The 24,466-nt window shown below is 61.6% G+C and carries 25 protein-coding genes and 2 pseudogenes; 21 read left to right on the top strand and 6 right to left on the bottom strand.

The window, feature by feature from the left end; all coding sequences use genetic code 11:
* Positions 1 to 7 precede the first annotated feature (7 nt).
* Genes NKI54_RS09890 through NKI54_RS09925 form a run of 8 tightly spaced genes read left to right on the top strand, consistent with a single transcriptional unit; the run spans position 8 to position 8,956 of the window.
* The gene (locus tag NKI54_RS09890; RefSeq protein ID WP_352588749.1) at positions 8 to 991 is read left to right on the top strand and encodes an ABC transporter permease; all 984 of its coding nucleotides are present in this window, start codon (positions 8 to 10) and stop codon (positions 989 to 991) included.
* Positions 981 to 2,513, top strand: coding sequence for a sugar ABC transporter ATP-binding protein (locus NKI54_RS09895; protein WP_352588746.1), 1,533 nt, complete (start codon positions 981 to 983; stop codon positions 2,511 to 2,513). Before NKI54_RS09890 ends, NKI54_RS09895 begins: the two co-directional genes overlap by 11 nt.
* A gap of 30 nt (positions 2,514 to 2,543) precedes the next feature.
* On the top strand, positions 2,544 to 3,539 hold the full coding sequence (locus NKI54_RS09900) for an ABC transporter permease (protein WP_352501149.1): 996 nt from the start codon (positions 2,544 to 2,546) through the stop codon (positions 3,537 to 3,539).
* Position 3,540: 1 nt separating this feature from the next.
* Entirely contained in the window at positions 3,541 to 4,326 is a 786-nt protein-coding gene (locus NKI54_RS09905; RefSeq protein WP_023677038.1) for an SDR family NAD(P)-dependent oxidoreductase, read from the top strand.
* Positions 4,327 to 4,343: 17 nt separating this feature from the next.
* Positions 4,344 to 5,549 (top strand): CaiB/BaiF CoA transferase family protein, encoded by a 1,206-nt coding sequence (locus NKI54_RS09910; RefSeq protein WP_352588742.1) that lies wholly within the window; start codon positions 4,344 to 4,346, stop codon positions 5,547 to 5,549.
* A gap of 2 nt (positions 5,550 to 5,551) precedes the next feature.
* Entirely contained in the window at positions 5,552 to 6,337 is a 786-nt protein-coding gene (locus NKI54_RS09915; protein WP_352691352.1) for an enoyl-CoA hydratase/isomerase family protein, read from the top strand.
* Positions 6,334 to 8,109 (top strand): CoA-transferase, encoded by a 1,776-nt coding sequence (locus NKI54_RS09920; protein WP_352691354.1) that lies wholly within the window; start codon positions 6,334 to 6,336, stop codon positions 8,107 to 8,109. The genes NKI54_RS09915 and NKI54_RS09920 overlap by 4 nt, the downstream gene beginning before the upstream one ends.
* Before the next feature lie 13 nt (positions 8,110 to 8,122).
* Positions 8,123 to 8,956, top strand: a complete 834-nt coding sequence (locus tag NKI54_RS09925; RefSeq protein ID WP_352691357.1) for an SMP-30/gluconolactonase/LRE family protein — start codon at positions 8,123 to 8,125, stop codon at positions 8,954 to 8,956.
* 26 nt (positions 8,957 to 8,982) lie between these two features.
* Here NKI54_RS09925 and NKI54_RS09930 read toward each other — a convergent pair whose 3' ends face one another.
* Together NKI54_RS09930 and NKI54_RS09935 are read right to left on the bottom strand one after the other, a co-directional pair.
* The gene (locus NKI54_RS09930) at positions 8,983 to 9,312 is read right to left on the bottom strand and encodes an antibiotic biosynthesis monooxygenase family protein (protein WP_352449521.1); all 330 of its coding nucleotides are present in this window, start codon (positions 9,310 to 9,312) and stop codon (positions 8,983 to 8,985) included.
* A 153-nt stretch (positions 9,313 to 9,465) separates the two neighbouring features.
* Positions 9,466 to 9,984 carry an EF-hand domain-containing protein gene (locus tag NKI54_RS09935; RefSeq protein ID WP_352588727.1) on the bottom strand — a complete coding sequence of 173 codons (519 nt, stop codon included), beginning with the start codon at positions 9,982 to 9,984 and terminating at the stop codon, positions 9,466 to 9,468.
* Positions 9,985 to 10,160: 176 nt separating this feature from the next.
* On the opposite strand from NKI54_RS09935, the gene NKI54_RS09940 reads away from it, so the two are divergent.
* A complete protein-coding gene (locus tag NKI54_RS09940; protein ID WP_023677031.1) occupies positions 10,161 to 10,427 on the top strand; it encodes a DUF3606 domain-containing protein in 267 nt (88 codons plus the stop codon).
* Between the two features lie 36 nt (positions 10,428 to 10,463).
* Here NKI54_RS09940 and NKI54_RS09945 read toward each other — a convergent pair whose 3' ends face one another.
* The gene (locus tag NKI54_RS09945) at positions 10,464 to 11,012 is read right to left on the bottom strand and encodes a DNA-3-methyladenine glycosylase (protein WP_023677030.1); all 549 of its coding nucleotides are present in this window, start codon (positions 11,010 to 11,012) and stop codon (positions 10,464 to 10,466) included.
* 103 nt (positions 11,013 to 11,115) lie between these two features.
* Positions 11,116 to 11,445: a hypothetical protein gene (locus tag NKI54_RS09950; protein WP_352691359.1), complete on the bottom strand. Its 330-nt coding sequence runs from the start codon at positions 11,443 to 11,445 to the stop codon at positions 11,116 to 11,118.
* A 227-nt stretch (positions 11,446 to 11,672) separates the two neighbouring features.
* Here NKI54_RS09950 and NKI54_RS09955 point away from each other — a divergent pair, with 227 nt between their 5' ends.
* Complete coding sequence (locus NKI54_RS09955; RefSeq protein WP_352691361.1) at positions 11,673 to 12,200, top strand: metallophosphoesterase; 528 nt, start codon at positions 11,673 to 11,675, stop codon at positions 12,198 to 12,200.
* Between the two features lie 50 nt (positions 12,201 to 12,250).
* Positions 12,251 to 13,546, top strand: coding sequence for a cytochrome P450 (locus NKI54_RS09960; RefSeq protein ID WP_352691363.1), 1,296 nt, complete (start codon positions 12,251 to 12,253; stop codon positions 13,544 to 13,546).
* Between the two features lie 494 nt (positions 13,547 to 14,040).
* On the opposite strand, the gene NKI54_RS09965 is transcribed toward NKI54_RS09960, so the two are convergent.
* Both NKI54_RS09965 and NKI54_RS09970 read right to left on the bottom strand, forming a co-directional pair.
* Entirely contained in the window at positions 14,041 to 14,274 is a 234-nt protein-coding gene (locus tag NKI54_RS09965) for a hypothetical protein (protein ID WP_352691365.1), read from the bottom strand.
* A gap of 380 nt (positions 14,275 to 14,654) precedes the next feature.
* Entirely contained in the window at positions 14,655 to 15,977 is a 1,323-nt protein-coding gene (locus NKI54_RS09970) for a hypothetical protein (RefSeq protein WP_352691367.1), read from the bottom strand.
* A gap of 398 nt (positions 15,978 to 16,375) precedes the next feature.
* Here NKI54_RS09970 and NKI54_RS36485 point away from each other — a divergent pair.
* From NKI54_RS36485 to NKI54_RS10015, 10 genes and pseudogenes are all read left to right on the top strand, one after another.
* A pseudogene (locus NKI54_RS36485) lies at positions 16,376 to 16,551 on the top strand (helix-turn-helix domain-containing protein); the annotation flags it as partial.
* A pseudogene (locus NKI54_RS09975) lies at positions 16,521 to 16,686 on the top strand (IS481 family transposase); the annotation flags it as partial. The pseudogenes NKI54_RS36485 and NKI54_RS09975, both read left to right, overlap by 31 nt.
* Before the next feature lie 237 nt (positions 16,687 to 16,923).
* Positions 16,924 to 18,279 carry a tyrosine-type recombinase/integrase gene (locus tag NKI54_RS09980; protein ID WP_352691369.1) on the top strand — a complete coding sequence of 452 codons (1,356 nt, stop codon included), beginning with the start codon at positions 16,924 to 16,926 and terminating at the stop codon, positions 18,277 to 18,279.
* Positions 18,280 to 18,620: 341 nt separating this feature from the next.
* Positions 18,621 to 18,782 carry a hypothetical protein gene (locus NKI54_RS09985; protein WP_352449508.1) on the top strand — a complete coding sequence of 54 codons (162 nt, stop codon included), beginning with the start codon at positions 18,621 to 18,623 and terminating at the stop codon, positions 18,780 to 18,782.
* A 15-nt stretch (positions 18,783 to 18,797) separates the two neighbouring features.
* A complete protein-coding gene (locus NKI54_RS09990) occupies positions 18,798 to 20,471 on the top strand; it encodes a DNA primase family protein (RefSeq protein WP_352691373.1) in 1,674 nt (557 codons plus the stop codon).
* Between the two features lie 1,129 nt (positions 20,472 to 21,600).
* A complete protein-coding gene (locus tag NKI54_RS09995; protein WP_023720468.1) occupies positions 21,601 to 22,386 on the top strand; it encodes a terminase small subunit in 786 nt (261 codons plus the stop codon).
* Between the two features lie 15 nt (positions 22,387 to 22,401).
* The gene (locus NKI54_RS10000) at positions 22,402 to 22,665 is read left to right on the top strand and encodes a hypothetical protein (RefSeq protein ID WP_352691377.1); all 264 of its coding nucleotides are present in this window, start codon (positions 22,402 to 22,404) and stop codon (positions 22,663 to 22,665) included.
* A 1-nt stretch (position 22,666) separates the two neighbouring features.
* Positions 22,667 to 23,251, top strand: a complete 585-nt coding sequence (locus tag NKI54_RS10005) for a hypothetical protein (protein ID WP_023720466.1) — start codon at positions 22,667 to 22,669, stop codon at positions 23,249 to 23,251.
* Positions 23,251 to 23,922, top strand: coding sequence for a hypothetical protein (locus tag NKI54_RS10010; RefSeq protein WP_023720465.1), 672 nt, complete (start codon positions 23,251 to 23,253; stop codon positions 23,920 to 23,922). Before NKI54_RS10005 ends, NKI54_RS10010 begins: the two co-directional genes overlap by 1 nt.
* A gap of 94 nt (positions 23,923 to 24,016) precedes the next feature.
* Positions 24,017 to 24,460 carry a hypothetical protein gene (locus NKI54_RS10015; protein WP_352691382.1) on the top strand — a complete coding sequence of 148 codons (444 nt, stop codon included), beginning with the start codon at positions 24,017 to 24,019 and terminating at the stop codon, positions 24,458 to 24,460.
* Positions 24,461 to 24,466 lie beyond the last annotated feature (6 nt).

The following is a 24,466-nucleotide window of genomic DNA, read 5'->3' on the forward strand; positions in this document are numbered from 1 at the left end:
AATGGACATGAGCGAGCTTACGCAATCCTCCGCGCCAAGGCGTTTCATTGGCGGCCAGCTGCTGGGCAGCAGCCAGCTGGTGCTCGGCGTGATCCTGGCCGTGCTCTGCATGGCCATCTCGATTGCCGCGCCGCAATTCTATTCCGAGGCCAACATCATCGCCATCCTGCGCCAATGCGCGCTGGTGCTGATCGTCGCCTCCGGCATGACGATGCTGATCATCACCGCGGAAGTCGACCTGTCGGTCGGTGCATCGCTGGCTTTTGTCGGCTGCATCGGCATGGCCGTGCTCAATTCAACGCACAGCCTGACGCTCGGCCTGCTGGCGGCGCTCGCCTTTGCCGGTGCCGTCGGCCTGTTCAACGGGCTGGTCGTCACCAGGCTCAAAGTGAACTCGCTGATCGCCACCATCGGCACCATGATGATGCTGCAGGGCGGCGTTTATCTGTTCACCCGCGAGGCGGTGCAGAACCACCACCGGCTTGCCGGCTTCACCGATCTCGGCGCCGGCTATCTCGGCGCGATCCCGCTGCCCGTAGTCATTGCCGCGCTGATTTTCGCGCTGGCCGCGGCAACGCTGCGCTTCACCACGCTCGGCCGTTATCTCTACGCTGTCGGCGCCAACGAGCGCGCGGTTCGTCTCTCCGGCGTGCGCTCGCAACGGCTGAAACTGTTCGCCTTCGTCGTCACCGGCCTGTGCGTCGGCATTGCCGGCATGATCCTGTCGTCGCTGATGAATGCCGGCCAGCCGACCGCCGGCCGCGGCTTCGAGCTGACGGTGATTGCCGCCGTCATCCTCGGCGGCACCAGCCTGCTTGGCGGCCGCGGTTCGCTGCTCGGCACGTTGCTTGGAGTGCTGGTGCTGAAGGTCATCGACAACGGCATCATCATCCTCGGCTGGAACCAGGATCTGCAGATGGTGGTGCCTGGAATAGTCATCATCCTGGCGACCTATCTCGACATCGTGCGGAACAGGGCCAATGTCGGTTGATTTCCTTCACCCCGGCGAAACCGTGGCTGTCGACAAAAGCGTGCCGGCGCTGGAGATGCGCGGTATCGGCAAGCGTTTTCCCGGCGTGGTGGCGCTGGACAATGTCGATCTGACCTTGGAACCCGGCAAAATCCATGCCCTGATGGGCGAGAACGGCGCCGGCAAGTCGACGCTGATCAAGATCATGGCCGGGGTCTACGGCAAGGATGCCGGCACCATCCGCCTGCGCGGCCGCGAGGCCGACATCAAGTCGCCGCGCGATAGCCTGAAAGAGGGCATCAAGGTGGTGTTCCAGGAGATCGCGCTGATCGCCGAATTCAGCGTCGCCGAAAACATCTTCCTCGAAGGCTATCCGACCGGCAAAGGCGGCTCGATCGACTGGAAGAAGATCCGTGCCGATGCGGCCGCTCTGTTCAAGCGTATCGGCTTCAATGTCGACCCGGCGGCGCGCACGGGATCGCTGCCGGTCAGCCAGCAGCAGATGGTCGAGATCGCCCGCGCACTCGCCCATGAGGCCCGCGTCGTGGTGATGGACGAGCCGACCTCCTCGCTGACGCCGAACGAGGTCTCGCTGCTGTTCACCGTCATCCGCCGGCTGGCCGCGCTGGGCATCGCGGTGCTCTATGTCAGCCACAAGCTCGACGAGGTCTTCGAGATCGCCGACACCGTGACCGTGCTGCGCGACGGCCGCCACGTCTCGACCAGGCCGATCGGCCAACATACCAACGACACGCTGATCCAGGACATGATCGGCCGGCGCATCGAAAACCTGTTCCCTCGCAAGCGTGGCGCGCCGGGCAGCAAGGTCGCGCTTTCCGTTGAGGGGCTCAGCACCGCCAAGAAGCTGAAGGATGTGTCGTTCGAGGCGCATGCCGGCGAGGTCCTCGGCTTCTTCGGCCTGATGGGGGCCGGCCGGACCGAGCTCGCCAAGGCCATCGTCGGCTACGACCCGATCACTTCCGGCGCCATTTCGGTCGATGGCTGCCGGCTGCTGCCGCACGAAACGCACACCGGCGTCCGGCTCGGCATCGGCCTGCTCACCGAGGACCGCAAGAGCGAGGGGCTGATGGGCGAGTTGCCGGTCTACCAGAATGCCAGCCTCGCCTCACTCGGCGCCTTCGCCAGAATGGGCTTCGTCGACAAGGTCAGCGAACGCAAGGCGGTGCAGGACTATGTCGACCGTTTCCGCATCCGGACGCCCAGCCTGTTCCAGCAGGTCAAGAATCTGTCCGGCGGCAATCAGCAGAAAGTGCTGATCTCGCGCTGGCTGATGCGCGGTCTCAAGGTGATCGTCGTCGACGAGCCGACCCGCGGCATCGACGTCGGCGCCAAGTCGGAGATTTTTGCGCTCATCGACCGGCTCGCCGGCGAGGGCCTGGCGGTCGTCATGATGACGTCCGAAATGCCCGAGCTGCTGGGGCTTGCCGACCGCATCGCGGTGATGTGCGAAGGCCGCCTCACCGCGATCATGCCTCGCGACGAGGCCACGCAGGAGAACATCCTCAATGCGGCAATCGGCTAAGACGATGACGCTTCGCAAAGGGACCAAGCGATGAGCCTGGCAAGCACCGACACCATGAAAGCTGGGCCGTCCATGCTGGCGCGGCTCGTCGCGCGCCAGGAATTGGCATTGCTCCTCTGCCTCATTCTGGTGATCGCGTTCTTTTCCTTCACCGCCGAGAATTTCTTCTCCGTGCGCAACATCACCAATGTGCTCGGTCAGGCTTCGCTGGCGCTGACAGCCGGCATCGGCTGCGCTATCGTCTTCATATCAGGCGAGGTCGACATCTCGATCGGCTCGCTGCTGGCGACCATCGCCCTGCCGCTGATCATCATCATGAACGACACGAATTCTCTGCTGCTCGGCATCAGTGGCGCGCTGCTGTTCGGGCTGATCATCGGCGTCGTGAATGGCTATCTGACGGCCTACGCCGGCATCAACTCGCTGATCGTGACCCTGGGCACGATGTTCATCATGCGCGGCGGCGTTTATCTCTATACCGGCCAGCGCGCTATTCCAGACGATGCCGCGCTCGATAGCTTCATCGCGCTGTCGGACGGCCGCCTGTTCAACGTCGTTCCCTATTCGGCTGTCATCGCGATCGTCCTGCTCGCCGTCTTCGCCTACGTGATGCAGCACCGGCCGTTCGGGCGGCAGATCTATGCCGTCGGCGGCAATCCGGAAGTGGCACGGCTGGCGGGTTACGACGTGCGCCGCGTCAAGTTCACCTGCTTCATCATCAGCGCGCTGCTGGCGACGGTAGCCGGCATCATCCTGGCAGCCCGCGTCGGTTCGGCGCAGCATACGGCCGGGCTGAATTTCGAGTTCCAGGTCGTTGCCGCCACCGTGCTCGGCGGGGTGAGCCTTGCCGGCGGCATAGGCAGCCTGACCGGCATGGCGCTCGGCGTGCTGATCCTGCAGTTCCTGTCCAACGGGCTGCGCGGTCTCGGCCTGCCGACCGAGTGGCAACTGGTCATCACCGGCATGATCATCATTGCCGCCGTCGCCTTCGACGAAGCAAAGCGCCGGCGCGCCATTGGAGGCTGATATGGATCGTCTCAAAGGGAAAACCGCAATCGTCACCGGCGCCGCCGACGGCATCGGCCACGCGATCAGCGAGGCGATGGCAAGGGAAGGCGCGCACGTCTTCCTCGGCGACATCGCCGACGAGAAGGGTGAAAAATTCGCAGCCGAGCTGCGCGCCGCCGGCCACCGCGCCGACTACATCCATTGCGACGTGGCGGAGGAGGCCGACATCGCCGCCCTGATCGACGCAGCCGTCGGCAAGACCGGCCATCTCGATATTCTCGTCAACAATGCCGCCATCGCCATCGGCGGCATGCCGGTTCACGAAATGAGCGACGAGCAGTGGCACCGGCTGATCGCGGTCAACCTGACCAGCGTGTTCCGCGGCTGCAAATATGCGCTGCCGCACATGATCGCGCAGAAATCCGGCTCGATCATCAACATGGCCTCGGCGCAAGGTCATATCGGGCTCGACGGCTGGACCGCCTATGCCGGCGCCAAAGGTGCGGTGATGGCGATGACGCGCCAGATGGCGGTCGAGTTCGGCCCGCTCAACATCCGCGTCAACTCGATCTCGCCCGGCACCATCAACACGCCGATGAACGACAAATTGGTCAAGGAGATCGGCGGCAATCTCGCCAAGGCCTGGGTCAAGATGCATCCGCTCGGCCGCATCGGCAAACCGTCCGAGGTGGCCGAAGCCGCCGTCTATCTGGCCTCCGACGCCGCCGGCTTCACCACCGGTACCGACCTGCGCGTCGACGGCGGCCTCACCGCAGCACCGCGCTACGTACCCGACCTGCTTTGACAACAAACGAGACAAAAATGAACAAAGCCCTCGAAGGCGTCCGCATTCTCGATTTCAGCCACCTGCTGCAAGGGCCGTTCGCCACGCAGCTGCTCGGCGACATGGGCGCCGACGTCATCAAGATCGAGCGTGCCGGCGCCGGCGACATGTTCCGCGGCATGACCTTCTTCGCCAAATGGGTCGGCGGCTCCGAAAGCCCGAATTTCCTCGCCTGGAACCGCAACAAGCGCTCCATCGCGCTCAACCTGAAAAGTCGCAAGGTGCATGCCATCATCATGGACATGGCTGAGAAGGCCGATGTGGTGGTGCAGAATTTCCGCCCCGGCGTGCTCGCCAGGCTCGGCTATGGCTACGAGGACTTCAAGGCAGTCAATCCCGGCATCATCTACTGCTCGGGCTCCGGCTATGGCGAGGAAGGCCCCTATGTCGAGCGCCCCGGCCAGGACATGCTGATCCAGGGATTGTCCGGGCTGATCTCCAACACCGGCCGCGGCGATCAGGCTCCTGTTCCGGCCGGTGCCGGCCTGGCCGACCAGATCGGCGCCATGAACATGGTCTACGGCATCCTGTCGGCGCTCTACTATCGCGAGAAGACCGGCAAGGGCCAGAAGATCGAGGTCAATCTGCTCGCCGGCATGCTGGCGCATCTCAATCAGGAATATGTCGCCGTGCTCAATCTCGGCGAGGATTTCGTGCGCCCGAATTCCGGCATCGGCCACCCCGGCATGCAGGCGCCGTTCGGTGTCTATGAAGCGAAGGACGGCGGCTATGTGTCGATCGCCATGAGCCCGTTCAAGACGCTGTATGAACTGCTGGACGCGCCGCAGCTTGCTGTCTACGACGATCTGAAGACGCTGTTCGACAGGCGCGACGAGGTGTTCGACAAGGTCAACGCCGAAACCAGGAAGTTTGCCACGCAGGACCTGCTGGCGCGGCTGCTGGCAGCCGACATCTGGTGTGCCGAGGTGAAGGACATAAGGCGCGCAGCCGAGGACCCGCAGGTCAAGCACATGGGCATGATCACCAGCTACGACCATCCGCGAGGCGGTAAGGTCAGGGTGGTCGCGCCGGCGGTCAAGATGAGCGAGACGCCGGCAACCATCGAGCGGCCGGCGCCGCTGGTCGGCCAGCATGGCCGCGAGATACTGGCCGAGTTCGGCCTCCACAGCGACGAGATCGCCGCGCTGGAGGCGTCCGGCGACATGACCGTGGATGCTGCCTGACGATGAGCGTTTACCAGACACTCACCTTGGAAATATCCGGGCGCGTCGCAGTCGTCACCTTCCGGCGCGCCGATCAGCTCAACGCCATGAACCGGCTGATGCAAAGCGAGATCACCGAGCTTTTCGAGGCGCTGTCGCAGGATGACAGCGTCGGCGCGATCGTGGTGACCGGCGAGGGGCGCGGCTTCATGGCCGGCGCCGACATCAAGGAATACGCTGCCCAGACAGCTGTCGAGTTCGACGCCTTCCAGGCGGCGGGCACACGCATGTATGCAGCCATCGAGCAGAACCGCAAGCCGGTCATCGCCGCGGTCAATGGTTTTGCGCTCGGCGGCGGCATGGAGCTGGTGCTGTGCTGCGACATCGTCATCGCCAACCAGTTCGCGAAGCTCGGCCTGCCCGAGATCAAGCTCGGGCTGGTCCCCGGCGGCGGCGGCACCCAGCGCAGCGTCCAGAAGCTCGGCCGCAACCGCGCCAATTTTCTGCTGATGACCGGCGCCATCGTGCCGGCTTCCGAGTTCGTCGGCGCCGGTCTGGTCAACGAGATCGTCGATGCCGAAAGGCTGATGCCGCGGGTGCTGGACCTTGCCGAGATGATCGCCGCCGAACCGGCCGCAGCGATCGAAGGGCTGAAAGCGCTGACCGCGCATGCCGTTTCGGGCGATCTGGCCGACGGCCTTGCCATGGAGCGCGATGTCCTGGGTGGCCTGTACCGCAGCGAGACCGGCCAGCGGCGCGTCAAGGAATTTGCTGAAAAGAGCGCGACGCGGCCGAAGGCTGCGAAATGACGTCCCTGGTCAAGCAAAACCGGCCGCGCTTCACCGATGTCGAGGGCCTGGCCGCGATGGTCGGCGGCGGCGACGTCTTCGGTGTCGGTGGCCATCATTTTGCCCGGCTGCCGATCGCCTTGTTGCGGGCCATCGCCCGCTTGGGCGTCAAGGATCTTCGCTATGTCTGCTGGGCCGGCGGCCTGCCGCTCGAACTGCTTCTCGAAGCGAATGCCGTGGCGGAGGTCGATATCTGCTTTTCCAGCCTCGATATTTTTGGCTTGCCGCCGCGTTTCCGCGCGGCTGCCGAGACGAATGCCGTGCCGGTTCGCGACTGGACGGCGCTGGCGATGATCCAGGCGCTGCGGGCGGGGCAGCAGAACCTGCCGTTGATGCCGTTTCAGCTTCCGGAGGGTTCGGACATGCTGGCGCGCGTGCCGGGTGCGATCGCCGCGCCCGATCCGATCGCGGGAATCACGACCGGGATCATCCCGGCCTTGCGGCTCGATACGTTCGTCGTCCATGCCCAGCGTGCCGACGAGAGCGGCAATGTCCAGATCATCGGACCACGGGCGCTCGATTTCGCCATGGCCGGCGCGGCGCGCGAGGTGCTGGTGACGGTCGAGGAGATCGTCCCGGTCGGAGCGCTGCGGCATGATGGTCGGCAGAGCATTTTGACCCGCAACCAGGTGTCGGCGATCGCGCTGGCACCAGGCGGCGCCTATCCCGCCTCCTGCCTGCCATTCTATGTGACGGATTATCAAGCGTTGGCGGGGGCGTTCGCGGCCAAGGAAATACCTTTGTCGGACAGCCTGAGCATGCCTTCGGAAGGCGTGCCGGAGCGGGTTCAAGACGCTGCAAAAGTCCGCGCTGAAACAGTCCTCGCAATGCCCGGGCTCGTGCACGGCAACAAGGAGGCGTCCATCGACGAGATCATCGCCGCCCGCATCGCCGCTGAGCTCGACAATGAGAGCTTTGCCAGTGCCGGCGCGGTATCGCCGCTCGCCAATGTCGCCTACCGGCTGGCCAAAGCGACGCACGCGCCGGACATGATCATCGCCACCATGAGTTGCGGCCATCTCGACATAGCACCGAGCCCGATGATCCTGTCGCTGATCGAAAGCCTCGATTGCGAGACGGCGGTGGCGCATGCCGGCGGCGACGACACCTATTCGACCTACTATCAGGCCGGCGCGGTGACGCATGAGATCGTCGGTGCCGCGCAGGTCGACCGCCGTGGGCGCGTCAACACCATTGCGCTGCGCAAGCGTGACGGCAGCCTTATCCGGCTGCCCGGGCAAGGCGGCATGGCCGACGTCGCCAACATGCATCGCGATTATCTGCTCTACGTCCCCCGCCATTCCGTGCAGTCGCTGGTCGAGACGGTCGAGATTGCCAGCTCGGCGCGCGGCCTGTTGACTGAGGCCGAACGCGAGCCGATGGGCTATCGGACCGGCGCGGCATTGGTGTTCACCGACCTTTGCGTGTTTCGGCTCGACGGGGAGAGCCGGCAATTGGCCGTCATCGAAACCATGCCGGGCGTGACGCGCCAGCAGCTCCAGGATGCCACCGGCTTTGCCCTGACATTCGATGCCGATTGCCGCGAACTTGCGCTACCCTCGAACGAGACGCTCGACATCCTGCGAAACCGCATCGACCCGCTCGGCCTGCGCCGCCTCGAATTCGTCAGCGCCAGGGAGCGCAGCGCCCTGATCGCCGAGATCCTGGCCACCGACCGGCGGATGGTCGAGCGCTGCATCGCCGCACAGCGATCGCATACTGCACCGGATTGAAGAGGGGCGGCGCATGGCAAAGCCGTTGCTCGAAATGTCGGCCGCGAGGGTCTTCTTCGATGGCATCTTCACCAACCCGCGCGTCGCCCATCCGGAAGGCGTGGCCATCCATCGCGACGGCTCGATCTGGTGCGGCACCGAAACCGGCGACCTGCTGCGCCTCGCCGCCGATGGCAGCTCGGTCGAACGCATGGGCGGTACGGAGGGCTTTCTGCTCGGCATCGCCTTCGATAGCGCGGGAAACTGTTTTGCATGCGATTTGAGACATTCGGCGATCTTTCGCTGGGATGCCGCGACCGCTGGTATGCTCCGCTTCGCCTCGGCCGGCATCCGCGTGCCGAACTATCCCGTGATCGACGAGGCGCGCGGCTGGCTCTACGTGTCGGACAGCGTAGGCGAAGACAACCGCTCCGGCATCTTTCGCTACGATTTGAAGACCGGCGAAGGCGGCCTGTGGTGCAGCGAGACCATGGCCTTCGCCAACGGCATGGCGATGGCGCCGGGTGGCGATGGGCTTTACGTCGTGGAAAGCCATGCGGCCTGCGTCAGCTATGTGCCGATCCGTGCCGACGGCACGGCAGGACCTCGCCAGCTCGTCGTGGACGGCGTGAGCAACGTTCCCGATGGCGTCGCCTTGGCGCCGGACGGGTCGCTGTTCATCTCATGCTACGAGCCGAGCCGCATCTATCGTTGGCGAAAGGATAGCGGGCTCGAGGTGCTGATCGAGGATCCGGCGGCAACGACGCTCGCCCATCCCACCAACATCGCCTTCAAGGGCGACAAGCTCTACACCGCAAATCTCGGCCGCTGGCACATCACCGAAATCGACTTGACGGCGATTTCTTAGATCGGGCCGAACCGGGCGGCGCTGCCCTATCCCAGCCGCCCGTGACTCGATCGAATGCGCAACACCTGCACCCGCGACGGCAACTCGATCAGGAACTCTTCGTCCCGCTCGAGATGGTGGATTTTCGTCGGATCGCCGCCGGTGAACGCCGCCATCGCCTCGACGTTTTCCCAATAGGAGATCGTCACGAATTCCGAATGGGTCGGCGTGTCCTCGCGAAAGGTCTGCACGCCCAGCGCCTTCTCGATCAGCGGCTTGATGCCGGCTTGATAGTTGTAACTCTCATAGGCATCCGCCTTTTCAGGCACGGTTCTGCCGCGCCAGACACGGGCGATGTTTGGAGTTTTCTCTGTCATAGCCATTGAATTCCTGCTGTCTTGAACCGTTCCGACCCGGCATTCGGCTTGGCAAGGCCAGCCAGGGAATGCATCTGCAAGCGACGGTTTTCGCCCCCCGGTTGACGTGGGCGCTACCTCCGCTAGGGGCCTCATTGCCGACCGCTAGGAGACCTATTCCTGATCCTCGGCGCCGCCTCCGTGGAAGAAGGACCGGATTTCCTGCATGTCGACGCTGCCGTCACCGTCCTCATCGACGGCGTTGAATATCCGCCCGACGAAATCCTGGACTTCGCTTTGAGAAAGCGCGCCATCGCCGTCCGCATCTACTATGGCGAACATCATTCGCATCTTCGCGCCATGCATCCCGCGTGCAATGCCGCCGCGCCCACCCATCTCCCACCCTCGCTCAGGCGGGCCCATCCTGTAGCCGCGATGCCAGCGGTCGGGACCTCGCCGTTCCTCCCGGGGCGCGCGATCTTCCTGCATTCTCTCCTCCAGCATCTCGGTCATCATCTGGCGCATCATATCGCGCATGGCATCCTGGCTCTGCCCGCTCATTGCGGGCGACTGTTCGGCGCCACGATCCGGTGCCGGCGCGGCGGGCGCAGGTGGGCTCGTCTGGCCGAATGCCGGCGCGGCCAACATGGCCAGCGCCGCGGCAATTGCAGTGGTTTTGCTTGCGAGCGTCATCGTATTCTCCATCGGTATGAATTGGAGGCTGAACGTGTCTGCATCCAAGCCAAACCGGCTGCTCGCCTCATGGTTCCTGGGCAGTCGGCACGGCGGCGGAAAAGTCCGCCTGATCGCGGCAACGAAAGCGGCTCACCCACGTTGCCGTTGATGCAAAGCTCCACCAGGAGGAAAAAATGGCCGACGATAAGAGCAAGCGAGATTTCCGCGAGCGCGATCGCGTTTCTACGGAAGACGACCGTGAAGTCGAGTATTTTGCCCAACAGAACGGCATCACCGCCGACCAGGTCCGTCAGTTGATCAAAAGCTTCGGCAATGATCGCGGCCGGCTGACCGTAGCCGCGAAGGCGTTGCGAGGGATTTCACCTGCCGGAGCCGACGAGGTGACCAGGGAAGCCCGCCAGCAGGCGACACCTATGCATCTCGGCAAACCCGACGAGTGATGCCGGGGGGCAACTGCTCTGCCGCTGCCGCGGGCATCAGAACTTGCGGCTCAGATAATCCGAGTCGCGCAGTCCGAACCGCCACTCGGCATCGACAGCCTTGGAAATGCCGATCCGGCGGCCTGTCAGAACGGCGCCGGCTTCGCTCGGCGGCCTGAATTCGAATGGCGGCAGGTCCAGGGGCAGCCCGTCATGGGATTTGTCGATTGCCAGCGCCTGGCAAAGGCGACCCGGTCCCGAACAAAGCAGCCGGGGGTCGTCAACGCCGCGATTGGCCCGCATCACCACCAGCCCGGATTGCGGTTCGATTGCGCGGATAAGCACGGCACTGCCGGGCAGGCACACGGCATTGAGGCACCAATGCAGGCCATAGGAGCGATAGACATACGCGCTGCCGGGGGCGCCGAACATTGCGCCGTTGCGCACCGTCCTGCCACCGAAAGCGTGCGAAGCCGGATCATCCGGGCGATAGGCTTCGGTTTCGACGATGATGCCGCCGACGCCGTGCAAGAGCAGCATCGCGCCGATCATGTCGCGCGCCACGGTGGTGGCGTCTCGGGCAAAGAATTGATGGTTGGTGGTCAATGTGCAGCAGACTCGATCACGCCTGAACTTGGCGCGTCAGCAAGGTCCCGGACCGGAAACAAAATGTCCAGCCATCGCGCCACCGAACCTGGGGCAGCGGTATTCAGCACAGCATGGCTGCGCCGATGAAAACCGCCGCGGCCAGCACGACGATGGCGGCAATCACCAGGACTGGCCCATATCTGCTCGGTTGGACGTCGGGCTTATCCTTCAGCGGGCGCATCGCATTGGCATAGCTCGCCTGGTTGGTAAACTTCGGCGTTTCATGGCGCGCGGCAGGGCTCTTCGGCGGAGCGTTGCCGGCTGATTCAGCGTCCGTTTCCATGGGAGCTGCAGCCGGATCGATGCCCGGGGTCTTGTCCCCTTCGAGCCCGGCGTCGATATCGCCCCGCGCCTGACCCGGGCTTCGCCCAAGAGGTGCTGCGTCGGTCATCGTCGAGGTCCTTTCAGAGCATCGGGGCCAAGCATTCTAACCTGCGTCTCATTTCAAAGTTCCCCCGTTTCAAAGTTCCGCCGTTTCAAAGTGCCAACGAGCGGCAACCGCCTAGGCCTGCTTCCAGGAACAACCGGCGATCGAGCGGGTTGAGCAAGCATCGGGAGAGCAACATGGACTTGGTGCGCCACGCGCCCAGATCGGCAGTTCGAAACAGGCTCCAGCGCATGATCTACTTCACCGCCGACACGCATTTCAGCGACCCGCGCATTTTGCGCATCGACCGCCGCCCGTTCGGCTCGCTGGCGGAACATGACCGGGCCCTCATTGCGTTCTGGAACGAGACTGTCGGGCCGGACGACGAGGTCTGGCATCTCGGCGATTTTGCCAGGGGATCGGCCGCGTTCGTGTCGTCGCTTCTGGCGTCTCTTCATGGCAGCAAGCATTTGATCATCGGCAACAACGATGCTGCGGCCACCATTGAGGCCACAGGTTGGGCGAGCACGCAACACTACAAGGAGCTGGCGCTCGACGGCAGCCTGCTGATCCTTTGCCACTATCCTTTTCGCACCTGGAACCAGATCGGCAGGAAATCGATCGACCTGCATGGCCATTCCCACGGCAGGCTGACCCCGGTCACGCGCCAGTATGACGTCGGCGTCGACAGCTGGGGTTTTCGTCCGGTCACGCTGACCACCATCCTTGCCAGCCGCGGCCGAAGGGCGGCGCGGCAAAGCCGTCAAAAAGTCGAGTGATCGAAAGTGCCGGCCGTGCGTTGAGGAATTTCAACGCCAGGGAGCACGCCATGAACAGACGTGAACTGATCGATGCCGACGGCGGCAATCATGCCGCAAAACCCATTCCGCGCGCCGCGTTCGATAGCACCTTGGCCCTGCTGCGCGAGGGCTATGACTTCATTTCGACCCGCTGCCGGCGCATGAACACCGACATCTTTGCGACGCGCCTGATGCTGCGGCCGGCAATCTGCGTCCGTGGTGCCGAGGCTGCCGAGATGTTTTATGGCGGCGACCACTTTACCCGAGTTGGCGCGATGCCGCAGACCACGTTGCGGCTGCTGCAGGACAAGAGTAGCGTCCAGGCGCTCGACGGCGCCGCTCACCGCCACCGCAAGGCGCTTTTCCTGTCGATCCTGTTGGATGGCGACCAGATCGAGCGGCTTCGCGCAACCTTCCGTCGCGCCTGGCTCGACCAGCTGGAAGACTGGCAGCGGCGTGACGAGATCGTCCTGTTCGACGCCGTAAACCTCGTCCTGACCCAGGCGGCAGCGGCTTGGGCCGGCATCCCCGCCGACAAGGATCGCGCCGAACTCTGCCGCGAGCTCAGCGGCATGGTCGAGAACGCCGGCGGCATTGGGCCGTCGACCATGCTGGCGCTGTGGCGGCGACGCCGGACCGAACGCACTATCGGCGAGCTTGTACGGCGCGTTCGAAGCGGCGCGCTTGATTTGCCGGCAAACAGCCCGGTCCGCCTGGTCAGCGAATATGTCGATGCCGAGGGAATGCCGCTCGATCTTGCCAGTGCTGCGGTCGAGATCATCAACATCATCCGGCCGGTTGTCGCCATCGGCCGCTTCATCATGTTTGCGGCGCTGGCGCTTCACCAGCACCGCCAATGGTACGATAAGTTCGCCGCCGGCGATGACGACGGGCTGGAAGCCTTCGCCGAGGAGGTTCGCCGGCTCTATCCGTTCTTCCCGTTCATCGGCGGCCGCGCCCGCCACCCCTTCGAATGGAAGGGCTACCGCTTCGGCAAAGGCGACTGGGTTCTGCTCGACCTGCACGGCACCAACCACGATCGCCGCCTGTTTGTGGAGCCGGACCGATTTATCCCGGAGCGCGGCTTGAGCTGGAAAACCCACGGCTTCGACTTCATCCCGCATGGCGGCGGAGATCCGGCGACTACCCATCGCTGCCCCGGAGAAGCCGTCACCGTCGCGCTGATCATGGAAGCGGTTCGCCTGCTGACGCGGTCGATGGCCTACCAGGTGCCTGATCAGGATATGACCGTCTCGCTTGCCCGCATGCCGGCGCGGCCGAAATCCGGGTTCAGGATAGATAATGTGCGGCGAAAACCCGGCTGAAAGGCTGCCGGTCGAACCGGAACCTCTGCGCAGCTGAGGCGTTCGAAAATTGCAAGGCGTAAAGGCAAACGCAATGGCTTAGAAGATCACGACAGGCGCGAACGACCGGCCGCGCAATGAAACCATCGGCCAATCCGGCGAAGGCCTGCCGGACGACAGCAGCAGGCCGCTCGAGGTCGACGAAGGCTGGGTCGCCCGGCTGAGAAACAAGCTGCAGGGCAAGCCCCGGCAAGCCGGTCAGACCAACACGGACGAAGTCCCCGCAGGCACTCCAGGCGCTGGCGAGAATATTTGCCGCCGCTGTGCAGGGTCAGGCATGATCGACGGCCGCACCTGCCCCGAATGCGGCGGAACCGGCAAGGTGATGACGCCGATAGGCGGAGGCTGAGCAATTCCAGGAAAAGTGTGAAGCGGTTTCCGTCCGGTATTTTGCGTCAAACAATAAGATAGACCGGTTCTGCGTTTCCGCGGAACGATGAACCGTCCAGCGCCGGTCAGATCGCCGGCACCCACTTCCAGAACACGCCTTCCTTGCGTTCGGGGTAGTGCTTGAACTCGCATTCGAAGCGCCAACCGTAAGTCTTGGCGGCGGCAAGCGCTTCCTTGCTCACCGGGTTCATGCCCGTCCCCGGCGCGAACCAGTCCTCCAGCAAATCGTCGGGTACGTAGGCGCCGATCCTCAACGGCAGCTTTTCGAGGACGACATCCATTTCGGGTGGTGCAGGCACGGGGCGCTCCCTTCGAGATCTGCTGACGAAGAAATCGTTCGAGGTCGATCGGGTTCCAGGCGATTGCTGAAATCGAACGTGGTTGCCGTGGCCGGGCAGGACTGGCTTTGATGCTAGGCCTTTAGAATACGAAGATTGGCGGAACGGCCGCGACAAACCCTTTCGGGCCGAAAGTGTCCACACCATATCTTAGGTATGTTCTGTTACCCACGTCTCCGGGCCGTACATGAAAAGATTGGCGATCTCGACCTTCGAACCTGTGACCATCGCTTAGAAGGCCGGTGCTCTATCCAGCTGAGCGACGGGTGCCTTTGGCGGCTGTGTCGTACAGGGCCACATCCGTGCTACTGGCCCCACCCAATCTATTTTGCTCGACAGAGCTAGTGGACCGAAGCTTTAAAGATTCGCATAGATATTGATTGAACCCTTGATTTCTCACCTGCGTTGGTGGCGACGATTAGAGCTCGAGTTTCCTTGTTTACAATCTTCTCAGGCTCAAGCTGCAGCGCCTGTATTAATTGGACCCAATTTGTCGCGGGACCGTCTTCAATCAATTTCGACAATACAAGGCGGTCATTTTCAAAACGTTCGTTAAAGTAATAGAGCCATCTTTCCTTCGACAAACCAGCTATTATTTGATTAGCCGGTGCTTGGGCCGCCCAGGAGGTGCCGTAAAAATTGCCCAATTTTACGCAAAGAACGGCCGATATACAGATCGCAAGTGCAGGGCCGGGAATCGAGGTCCCCAAGCTTGCCAACTCACGCATCGGACCTGGCTCATTATAAAAGTTGTTCATTCCTTGATGCGCGGCAATAACGCTGCTGGCAACTTGGACGAAGGTTGTGGATCGCAAATTCTCCGGGACGTAGTCAAAACCAGCAACAGCAAGAAGAACGGCATGCAGACCTTTTACTGAGTCCCTCCGCCCTTCACTGAACTCGTGAGCATACGCCTGTCCAATTTGCCAACGCTCAGGAGCTTTCAATTGCCCCCAAAACAGAGGGATGATCAGCGACGCGTTTCTAGCTGTATGTTCCAACTGCGCGCCTTTGCTCGTCTTAAACAATGACAGCAAAATACTGATGGCCGTTCGAATAAAGAAATATGGAGACGAGGTGAGCTTAACAATCTCAGGCGAAGCTGTGGTCATCGTTTCTGATTCGAGTTTGGTCCTGAACAGCTTGAAGTCTTCTGCAACTGCCACTTGCTCGTGACCCAAAACGCCTTGAACGCACACCCGAAGGCACAGAATTGCCTCTTCTTGTGTCATTACTTCATCATGATTGGCGGATGGATCGTTCTCAACGCCTGCAAAGTGAGAGACTACCGCTTGTGACTGCAATAGCCGCATCGTTTGAAGGGGCGTTACGATCCCAAGGTCGCGAGCAAGGGATATCGCTTCAGCGTCGGACACGGCTGTCCTGACATCGCTGAATTCGTTGATGTCAGGGCGCTGCAAGAGTTCACCAATGAACTCCATGCCAAGGGATGCTAACTGAATCTTCAAGAGAGCCATCGTGCGCATCCATACAAAGGCCGAGGCGAGTTCATAGTTGCCAGCTTGAAAGTTGGTGGCAATCTGCTGTCGCTCGCGCTCGCGAAGCTGAAGGGCACGTGACGCGATTTGGTTGGGGTCCGACAGTGTATCCGGAACGGCCGGCAAACCAGGCGCAATCCAAAGGTCCAGATTGGTTGCGGTCATTGAATGGCTCCGTGGTATAGCGTCAATCCGTCTTGCGACCGAAAGAGCGCGCAAACGAGTTGTTGGCCAACTAGCGCCTTAACACCCTCGAAAGCACGCCTGCGTGCTCCGCCAACTATGCCCGTCGCGGCTGCTACCGCGTCACCTATTGGTCGGAAAAAAACGCGATATGCCGTAACCCGTCCCGACGTGTCAAAGACGATCATTCCGTCACACCGCAGAAATCCTTGCAAAAGTTCTTCGCAACGTTGGAGACTCAAAATTGAGCCAGCCGAGCTGGAGGTGTGGAACTCCAAAAACGCTGAACCAAAATCCAGCAAAGGCGAGACCATCACTGCATCTTGCATTTCAGGTGCGGCCACGCCCCCAAAATTATCCCCACAAACTAAAATTGTGCCGTACCGTGGAGAGAAGTATTCGGTGATGGAGGAACGTCTTCGTTTTTGTACCTCGCCTTCTCGACGGGGAAGGCATGAGCGATGTGTGCCGGGAATTCGGCATCTCGCGCAAGACCGGCTACAAGATCCTCACGCGCTACAACGACAGCGAAAGAAGATCAATCTCAGCCTCGTCTTTGCCGGCCAGACCGTCGGCATCAAAACAGGTCGAGGACCACATCTGGCTGGCCAGCTTCATGGACTACGATTTGGGATACTTCGATGATGAGACATGCAGGCTCGAACCACTCCAAAACCCCTTCGGGCCAAAAAGTGTTATCCATTTCTCGGGTATAAACCGTAAACTATGTGGCCGGAACGGACCTGCTTCGAATGGCGCACCCGACAGGATTCGAACCTGTGACCTCTGCCTTCGGAGGGCAGGAGACGAGTTCTTACCCAAGCTTACCCGAAGTGGATTGACATAACCAAAGCCTTGCGAACACAGCCAAATCCCGGTACTCGGTAAGCAGCGGTCATTACTGGACATGACCTGAGATTGCTTACCCGTGCTGACCTCTTGCTTACCTGGGGAATTTGGTTTCATGCCTAAGCTCACAAAGCGCATCATCGACGCCGTGTCGCCTTCTGCCGGCGATGTGTTTCTGTGGGACGATGGCCTGCCCGGCTTCGGGCTGAGGGTAAAGCCATCCGGCGCGAAGTCCTTCCTCGTCCAATACCGCAACAAGCATGGCCGCTCGCGCCGCGTGACGGTCGGGCGCTATGGAGTGCTGACGCCAGACGAGGCACGCGACGAAGCACGACAGATGCTCGCGGCGGCTGCACGCGGCGCTGATCCTGCCGATCAACGGGGCATCGACCGAACGGCATGGACCGTGAAAGACCTGTGCGCGGACTATCTTATCCAAACGGAGGCCGGGAACATCGTTACGCGCCGCCATGCCGCCAAACGGGCATCAACGCTAGCGACCGATGCGGGCCGGATCGAGCGGCACATTCTTCCTCTGCTGGCGCATCGTGTCGTACTTGATTTGAAGCCCTCAGACGTTCGTGCGTTCTTCGTATCGGTGAAGGCAGGCAAGACAGCCGCGAACGTGAAGACCAGTAAGAAGCGCGGGCGCGCCATCGTTACCGGAGGGCAGGGCACGGCGAAGCGGACTACAGGTTTGCTATCCGGCGTCCTCGCTCATGCGGTGTCGCTTGGCCTGATCGAGAGGAACCCGGCGCACGGGCTTCGTCTGCCGGCAGACGGCAAGCGCAAGCTCTCCGATTTCCCTGCCAAGTATGCTGCGCTTGGTCGGGCGCTAGCGTTAGCCGGGGCGAACGTTGAACCTTGGCAGGCCGTCAATGCGGTTCGGTTTGCGGCCCTGACCGGCATGAGGCGTGGCGAAGTCGTCGGCCTGCGCTGGGCCGAGATCGACCTGAGTAGCCGCTGCCTGCGCCTGACGGACAGTAAGACGGGGGAGAGCGTTCGCCCATTGAGCCGCGCGGCTGTCGATCTGCTCCGCTCGATCCGAGAACGCAAAAAGCGCGGCGATTTTGTGTTCCCGGCAGAGCGCAAGGGCGATGCAGCCTTTGGTGGCTTGCCAAAGGCCTATTCGCGAATAGTGCGCCATGCCGACCTGAAAGAGGTCGACCGCGCTGCGCTGGCCAATCTGACGCTGCATGGCTTGCGGCATGGCTTTGCGACAACGGCGGACGGTCTAGGCCTCACACTTCCGACTGTGGCGGCACTCCTCGGTCATTCTGCCGGTGGCGTCACTGCCGGCTATGTGGCACGCGTTGACGCCGTGCTGACCGCCGCCGCCGATAAAGTGGCCGATGAGGTATCGCGGATGATGGGCGAAACGCGTAGTGCAGCTGTAATTGACCATCCGGCAATGCGCGAAAAATCATCAGCTTAGTTCGCGATCATTGATGTTATTGTGGTTTTCCGGTTGGTGGTCACAACCATTGGTAACGAAAAGTCATGTCGGGTAATCAAAAGAAAGGCATGACCAATGTTGACCTTTGCGAATATTCCTCCCCGCCTAACGCGCGCTGAGGCTTCGCTTTATCTCAGAGAACGGCACGGCATCAGCCGGTCCAACGGCACGCTGGCAAAGCTCGCCGTGATCGGAGGTGGGCCTGCCTTCCGGAAGGCTGGGACGCGCCGTGTCGTCTACGATGTTTCGGAATTGGATCGCTGGGCGAACAGCGTCACTTCGGAACCGATGGCGTCGACCAGCGCAGCTGCGTGATCAAGATGGCCGAAGAAATCATTTTCTGCGCCAAGACCGGCCACCGGATTGTTGACGACAACGTTGTTCCGTTCCCGCGTCGTGGCCCAAAGCCAGTACCATTCGAGGATGAGGCCAAGCCTGTGCCGGTCGATGTGGAACCGGCTCCTGAAAATGACGACATTTGAGTAGGCGCACGACGAATGAACGTCCGCATGGCTTATTCATTTTCCGATTGGCAAGCAGGGGAGAGCCCAACAAAGAAGGGGTGGGACTGCGCCGACGCGATTGATGACGGCTGGTCGAAAGATCAGCTTGACGCCTTCATGCGCGCGACCGCAAGGCCATGGTCGCCATCGCAGCAGAAACCGGCAGGGAAGCCCGCTGAGACAGTTGAGCCCGCTGCCGCTCCTTCGCAGCGCCCGAAGCCCGCATCGCCCGTGGCTGCGGCGCGCACAATCCGCCAAGATGCTGGCAAGGCTCTGATCCTTGATAGACGCGACCCATTGCCATCTGCGCGCAAGTTGTTGACGGCGTGCTATGCCGTAGAGGGGCTGCGCACTCTGCATCACCATCGCGGATCGTTCTACGAATGGAACGGATCGTGCTACCGGGAGGCCGATCATGACGCTATTCACGCGGCGATATGGGCATTTCTGGATCAGGCGTTATGCCACACACCGGAAAAGGAGCTTGGCCCTTTCCAGCCTAATCGCTCACGGGTTGGCGATGTGTTCGCGGCACTGTCGGCTGCATGCAATCTGCCGGCCAGTGTCGAGACACCGGCTTGGTTGGCGTCTGGTGACATGCTTCCAGCGGGCGAACTGCTGGCCGTCGAAAATGGGCTGCTGCATCTGCCCACCGGAACGCTCCACGCGCCGACGCCTGCCTATTTCGGCCTGAACGCTGCCGATGTCTCGTTTGACCCGAACGCTCCAGAGCCGACCGAATGGCTGCGCTTCCTAGATCAAATATGGCCCGACGACCGCCAGTCCATCGAAACTCTGCAAGACCTGTTCGGCTATCTGCTTGCGCCCGATACGTCACAACAGAAAATAGCGCTCATCGTCGGGCCGAAGCGATCCGGCAAAGGCACGGTTGCACGTGTCCTCACTGGTTTGCTTGGCCACGGTAGCGTTGCGGCTCCGACATTGGCGAGCCTGGCGACGAATTTTGGCCTCGCACCGCTGATTGGGAAGCCGCTCGGCATCATAGGTGACGCTCGTCTCGGCTCGCGCGCGGATCAAGCCGCCATTGCAGAACGCCTGCTCTCAATCTCGGGCGAGGACAGTTTGACGATTGATCGCAAGTTCTTGCCGGCCTGGACTGGCAGGCTTCCGATCAGGTTCGTCATCATGACCAACGAACTGCCGCGTCTTGCCGATGCTTCGGGCGCGCTGGCCTCGCGGTTCGTCGTCCTGACGATGGAGAACTCGTTCTTCGGAAGGGAGGATCGCGGGCTTGGAAACAGGCTCCTGGGCGAGCTTCCCGGCATCCTCAATTGGGCGCGGGCCGGCTACATTAGACTTCGGCAACGCGGGTATTTCCTCCAGCCCGAGAGCGCGCGGGACGCGATAGACGAGCTTGAAGCGCTCGGCTCTCCTGTCGCGGCATTCGTGAAACAGCACTGCACCGTCGCGCCCGGTCTGCAATGCATGCCAGAGCGCGTTTTCGAGGAGTGGAAGGTTTGGTGCGACGCGAACGGGAGGAAGGAAGCCGGAACCCTTCAATCATTCGGGCGCGATCTGCGCGCTGTTGTGTCGGGTCTAAAGGTAAGTCGACCAAGGGTCGAGGGGCAGCAAGTTCGCATTTACGAAGGTATCGACATCGCGGGCAGGAAAGCGATTGAACCGAAAGAGAGGATGGCTGATTGGTAGTTGAGACGCGCTGAGACGCGTCTCTGACCATTGCATGCGTGACTTTGGTGTAGAGGATTATAAAGGCGAGTATATGAGTGCATAAGGTACAATGTGCTGAGGCGCGTCTCAGCGCGTCTCAACCGCGATCGGGGTTGCCAGACAGCAGATCGTGAAGCTCTCGGACGCGACGTAATCGCCGCCTCGTAGTGCAGATCAGGCGACCGGGACGATCATCCCGAACGACGGCAAAATTTCTCACCGCCGAACGATTTTCATCGGCTAACCTAATAATTTGCATAGGGGCCTTGCAGAATCGCGAGACCTCACCCAAATTCGACAGGTTTACCGGAAGTTAACGGTAGACAACGAGCGGCCCGGAAGGCGCGTCAACGCCAACCGGGCCTTTTTTGAAGCCACCTTGCGGTGGGGTCGTGATCACTCCGGACATTAATTGGACATCAAGAGTCCGCGTGTCAAGAGGGAAAACGTACCCCACCGTATGGGACATAAAGAAAGTCTTATACGATGAATGAGAATGAACCGCCCTACCGACTAACCCTTGATGACGCCATCGACGTTTGGCTTCGTCACTGGGATGGACGGTTTCAGCACAACATCGCGGCGACATATGGGGTCAACCCTGGCCGCGTCAATGAAGTGCTGAAAGGCCTTCGTTTCCCTGAAAGTGAGGCGCTCGCCGCCGCTAAGCGGAGGGCAGCATAATGGCACAGTGGCAGATCGCTCTTGTGAAAGAGCAGGGCGTGAACTTTGCCGTAGCCTCGGTACGGGATCACGTCGTTGAAAACCACACAGAAGCCGATGACCTTATCGGGGCACTTAGCCTCCGACTTGGTCAGCCCGTAGTGCTTTTGGGAGCTCAGCGGCATCGTCTATATGGCCGGTCGGATATCGTCCGTTTTCTACGGAATGTATCTCCGAGCCGTCTTCCGTGGCGTCGCGTTGATTTAGCAGCCTAACGCCAATCGCTGTTGAGCGCGTCAGGGCGAAGATGCCTTGACGCGCCACTCCCTTCTCGCCCGCTTTCGCGATGATCCGCGACGGCGGGCTTTTTCATGCTGAGGTGGAAAAATGCTAATTTGTGCAAGCCGGAAACTGTCAACAACCATGCGCTGATACCCGTTGCCTTATGGCACTCACGCATCGTCAACGGCGGTTCATTCAAGAATATCTGAGGTCGGAAACGGCCACAGAAGCCGCGTTGCGCGCTGGGTATGCATCGTCGTCGGCGCATGCCATGGCCTCTCGGCTCCTGGACGATCCTGAGATACTGGCTGCGATTGAGCAAGGACAGCAAAAGCGGCTTGATCGCGTCGGGGTCGATGCCGATTACCTTCTCAAGCGGCTGCACGAGGAAGTCGAGGCCGATCTTGCAGACCTCTACGAGGAGGAGACGGGCAGTCTTCTGCCGGTCCACGAATGGCCGGAAGTCTGGCGGCGCGGGTTAGTTGCTGGTGTCGAGACTGAGGAATTGTTCGACGGTCGAGGTGAAGACCGGAAGCAGATCGGCGTAGCCAGGAAAGTTAAGCTCTCTGATCGCGTGCGCCGCCTAGAGGCGATTGGGCGGCATGTATCGGTCGCCGCATTCCGCGATACGCTGGAGGTTAAGGGCTTGGACGGCCTTGCCGATCGGCTTGCGCGCTTATCGCGCGCTCAAGCTTTGGACGTGCCGGCGACGGATGCGCCTCAAGATAAGCCGGTGTCTCCAGCGCCCGAACCTGTCCCAAAGACGAAGGTCGCGCCGAAGCCGGAACAGGCCCCCGCGCCTTCGCCGGCTGTCTCGGCCGATTGGGAAGCGCCGAGGTTGCCGGCTCCGTATCAACCCATCCTGCAATACCCGGATCGGCAGGGCTTTGCCGACACAGATTACGACAACGCTGAGGACGGATTTTTGAGTGTCCGCCGCAACACCTGAGAGAAAGGGAAACCGATGGCTGACATAGCCACCAATATTGCGACTATCCAGGCGAAGGCCGCTGAGCTTGACGCGCTGATCGGTCAGGTTCGCGCCGCCAAAGCCGTCATCGAAGCCGCTGAGGCTGAAATCAGGCAGCTTCGCCCCAAGTCTGATCCATCACGCGCTTACCAGGAGCGTCTAGCTCTGGTTGCGCTGGATGCGATTGGGAAGCCCTCCATCGCAGGCGAAAAGACCATCGCCGAACTCGCCGCTGCAGCTTGGGCAGGAGTGGCCTAAGATGACCACCATCACGTCATCGCAAATCCTGGAGAAGATCGGCGCACTCGACATCCTTGTTGCTGATCTGGACGCCGAATTCGGCAAAGTTTCGACCGACGCCGTGGCCGGCGCACCCGAAGCTGGCAAGAAGGCCGCTGAGATAAACCAGCGCATCGAACGGTTGGCCGTCGATCGCCTGATACTCAATCGCGCATTGGCACGAGCGCAGCGGGCCGAAGCCGCCGCTCGCGAGGCCAAGGCGGAAGCTGAGCGCCGGAAACACTTCGACGCCGCGAAAGGCCATGCAAAGCGCCTCCTTGCCGCCACCAAGCGCATTGATGCGGCGATTGCGGAAATAACCGCATCCTTGCCTGAGATCGCAGCCGAAGAACTACTTATCCGGCAAAACCTGGGACGCGCGCAGGTCAATTTGTCGGTCGGACCCATAGGGCAGATGGGTCTCGCAGTAATGGCGATCGATAAGCTGATCCGCCTGGCTGATGGCCGTGCGCGGCTCTCCGGCCCGGGCAAGTCCGTGACAGAAATCGCGACTTCGGCATGGGTCATTTTGCTCGCAGCCGAAAACGAACAGGAGACTGCGTGATGGCTGAGATTGATCACGCAAGCATCCTGTTCCCAAATGATGCGCCGTCAAAGCCTGCGTCGGTGCCGGAATGGGCCCAGGCGCAACATGCAGCTGCGGAACAGCGCTTGACGGGAAATCACGGCAAGCCTGACCCTGCCGCCGCCGCGATGTTTCCGAGCGAGCGCAAGGCCGAGGCCTCGCCTCCTGCCGGTAAAGACGACGACGCCGCGTCGATCCTTTTCAGGGATGATGCGGCTCGGAAGGACGTAGATTATGAGCGCGCTGTTGGCGGTGAACTGGATCAGTTCACGCTTGACGCAATGAAGGACGGCGACACTGAGCGGGCTAGCGCCTTGAAAGCGGCGACGGCGGCGCTGTCTGAGGATTTCCGCGCGTCTGGAACCGATACTGCGACGATTGAGGAAGCTTTCACTATCGTTCGCCAGAGCGCCGATAGCTTCTCGCCGCCAACACCCGAACAGATCGAGGCAGGCTTTGCTGCAAGCATGACCGAATTGACATCGGCAGGTGTAACAGACGCCGATCTTACCATTGCGCGGCAATTCATCCGAGACCTGGAGCTAGTCAGTCCTGGTGTCGTCGCAAGCTTGGAGCGCCATGGTGCAGGCAATAACCCGAAACTGGTCCGAGCGGCCATCAAGGAAGCCAAGCGTCGGGGATACCGCTGATGCCTGGGCCGCTTGACGACGTCAAAGAGGGGCTGGGTGAGGCGGCTTTAAACTGGCCGCTGGATGACTTCTTGGCCCATGTGAAACACATTGCATGGCTGCGCTCGACGCTACCACCACAGCCGCCGAAGCCTCAACGATTAGAGGACGCGTTGCTTGCCCGTGCGCCGGAAATCCGCGAGGCCGCAGCACGCCGGGCAAAGGCTCGGAAGTCGAAGGCGATACGGTGACCTGCCCCTGCTGCAACCAGTCTGTGTCTGCCCCGGCACTTGGCGACTTGATTGCGGAGCGTCGCATCAGCGGCCACGCCGCTGCCCTTCTTGAAGCTGTCTGGCGCGGCAAGGGCATGCCGGTGATGAGCCATGTAGTTTTCGACGCATTGTACGCCGACGATCCAGACGGCGGGCCATCGCCGACGGTCATGTACCGCGCGCTTAGAAAAGCATTTGACGGCCTGAGCGCTCGACTGAAGGACACCGGCGTCTCCGTTGTCGAAGTCGGCTATCGGCAAGGCTTCCGGCTCGTTCTGCACCCATAGAAAAAT

The organism is Mesorhizobium sp. M0663, assembly GCF_040320585.1.
Classification (GTDB): Bacteria; Pseudomonadota; Alphaproteobacteria; order Rhizobiales; family Rhizobiaceae; genus Mesorhizobium.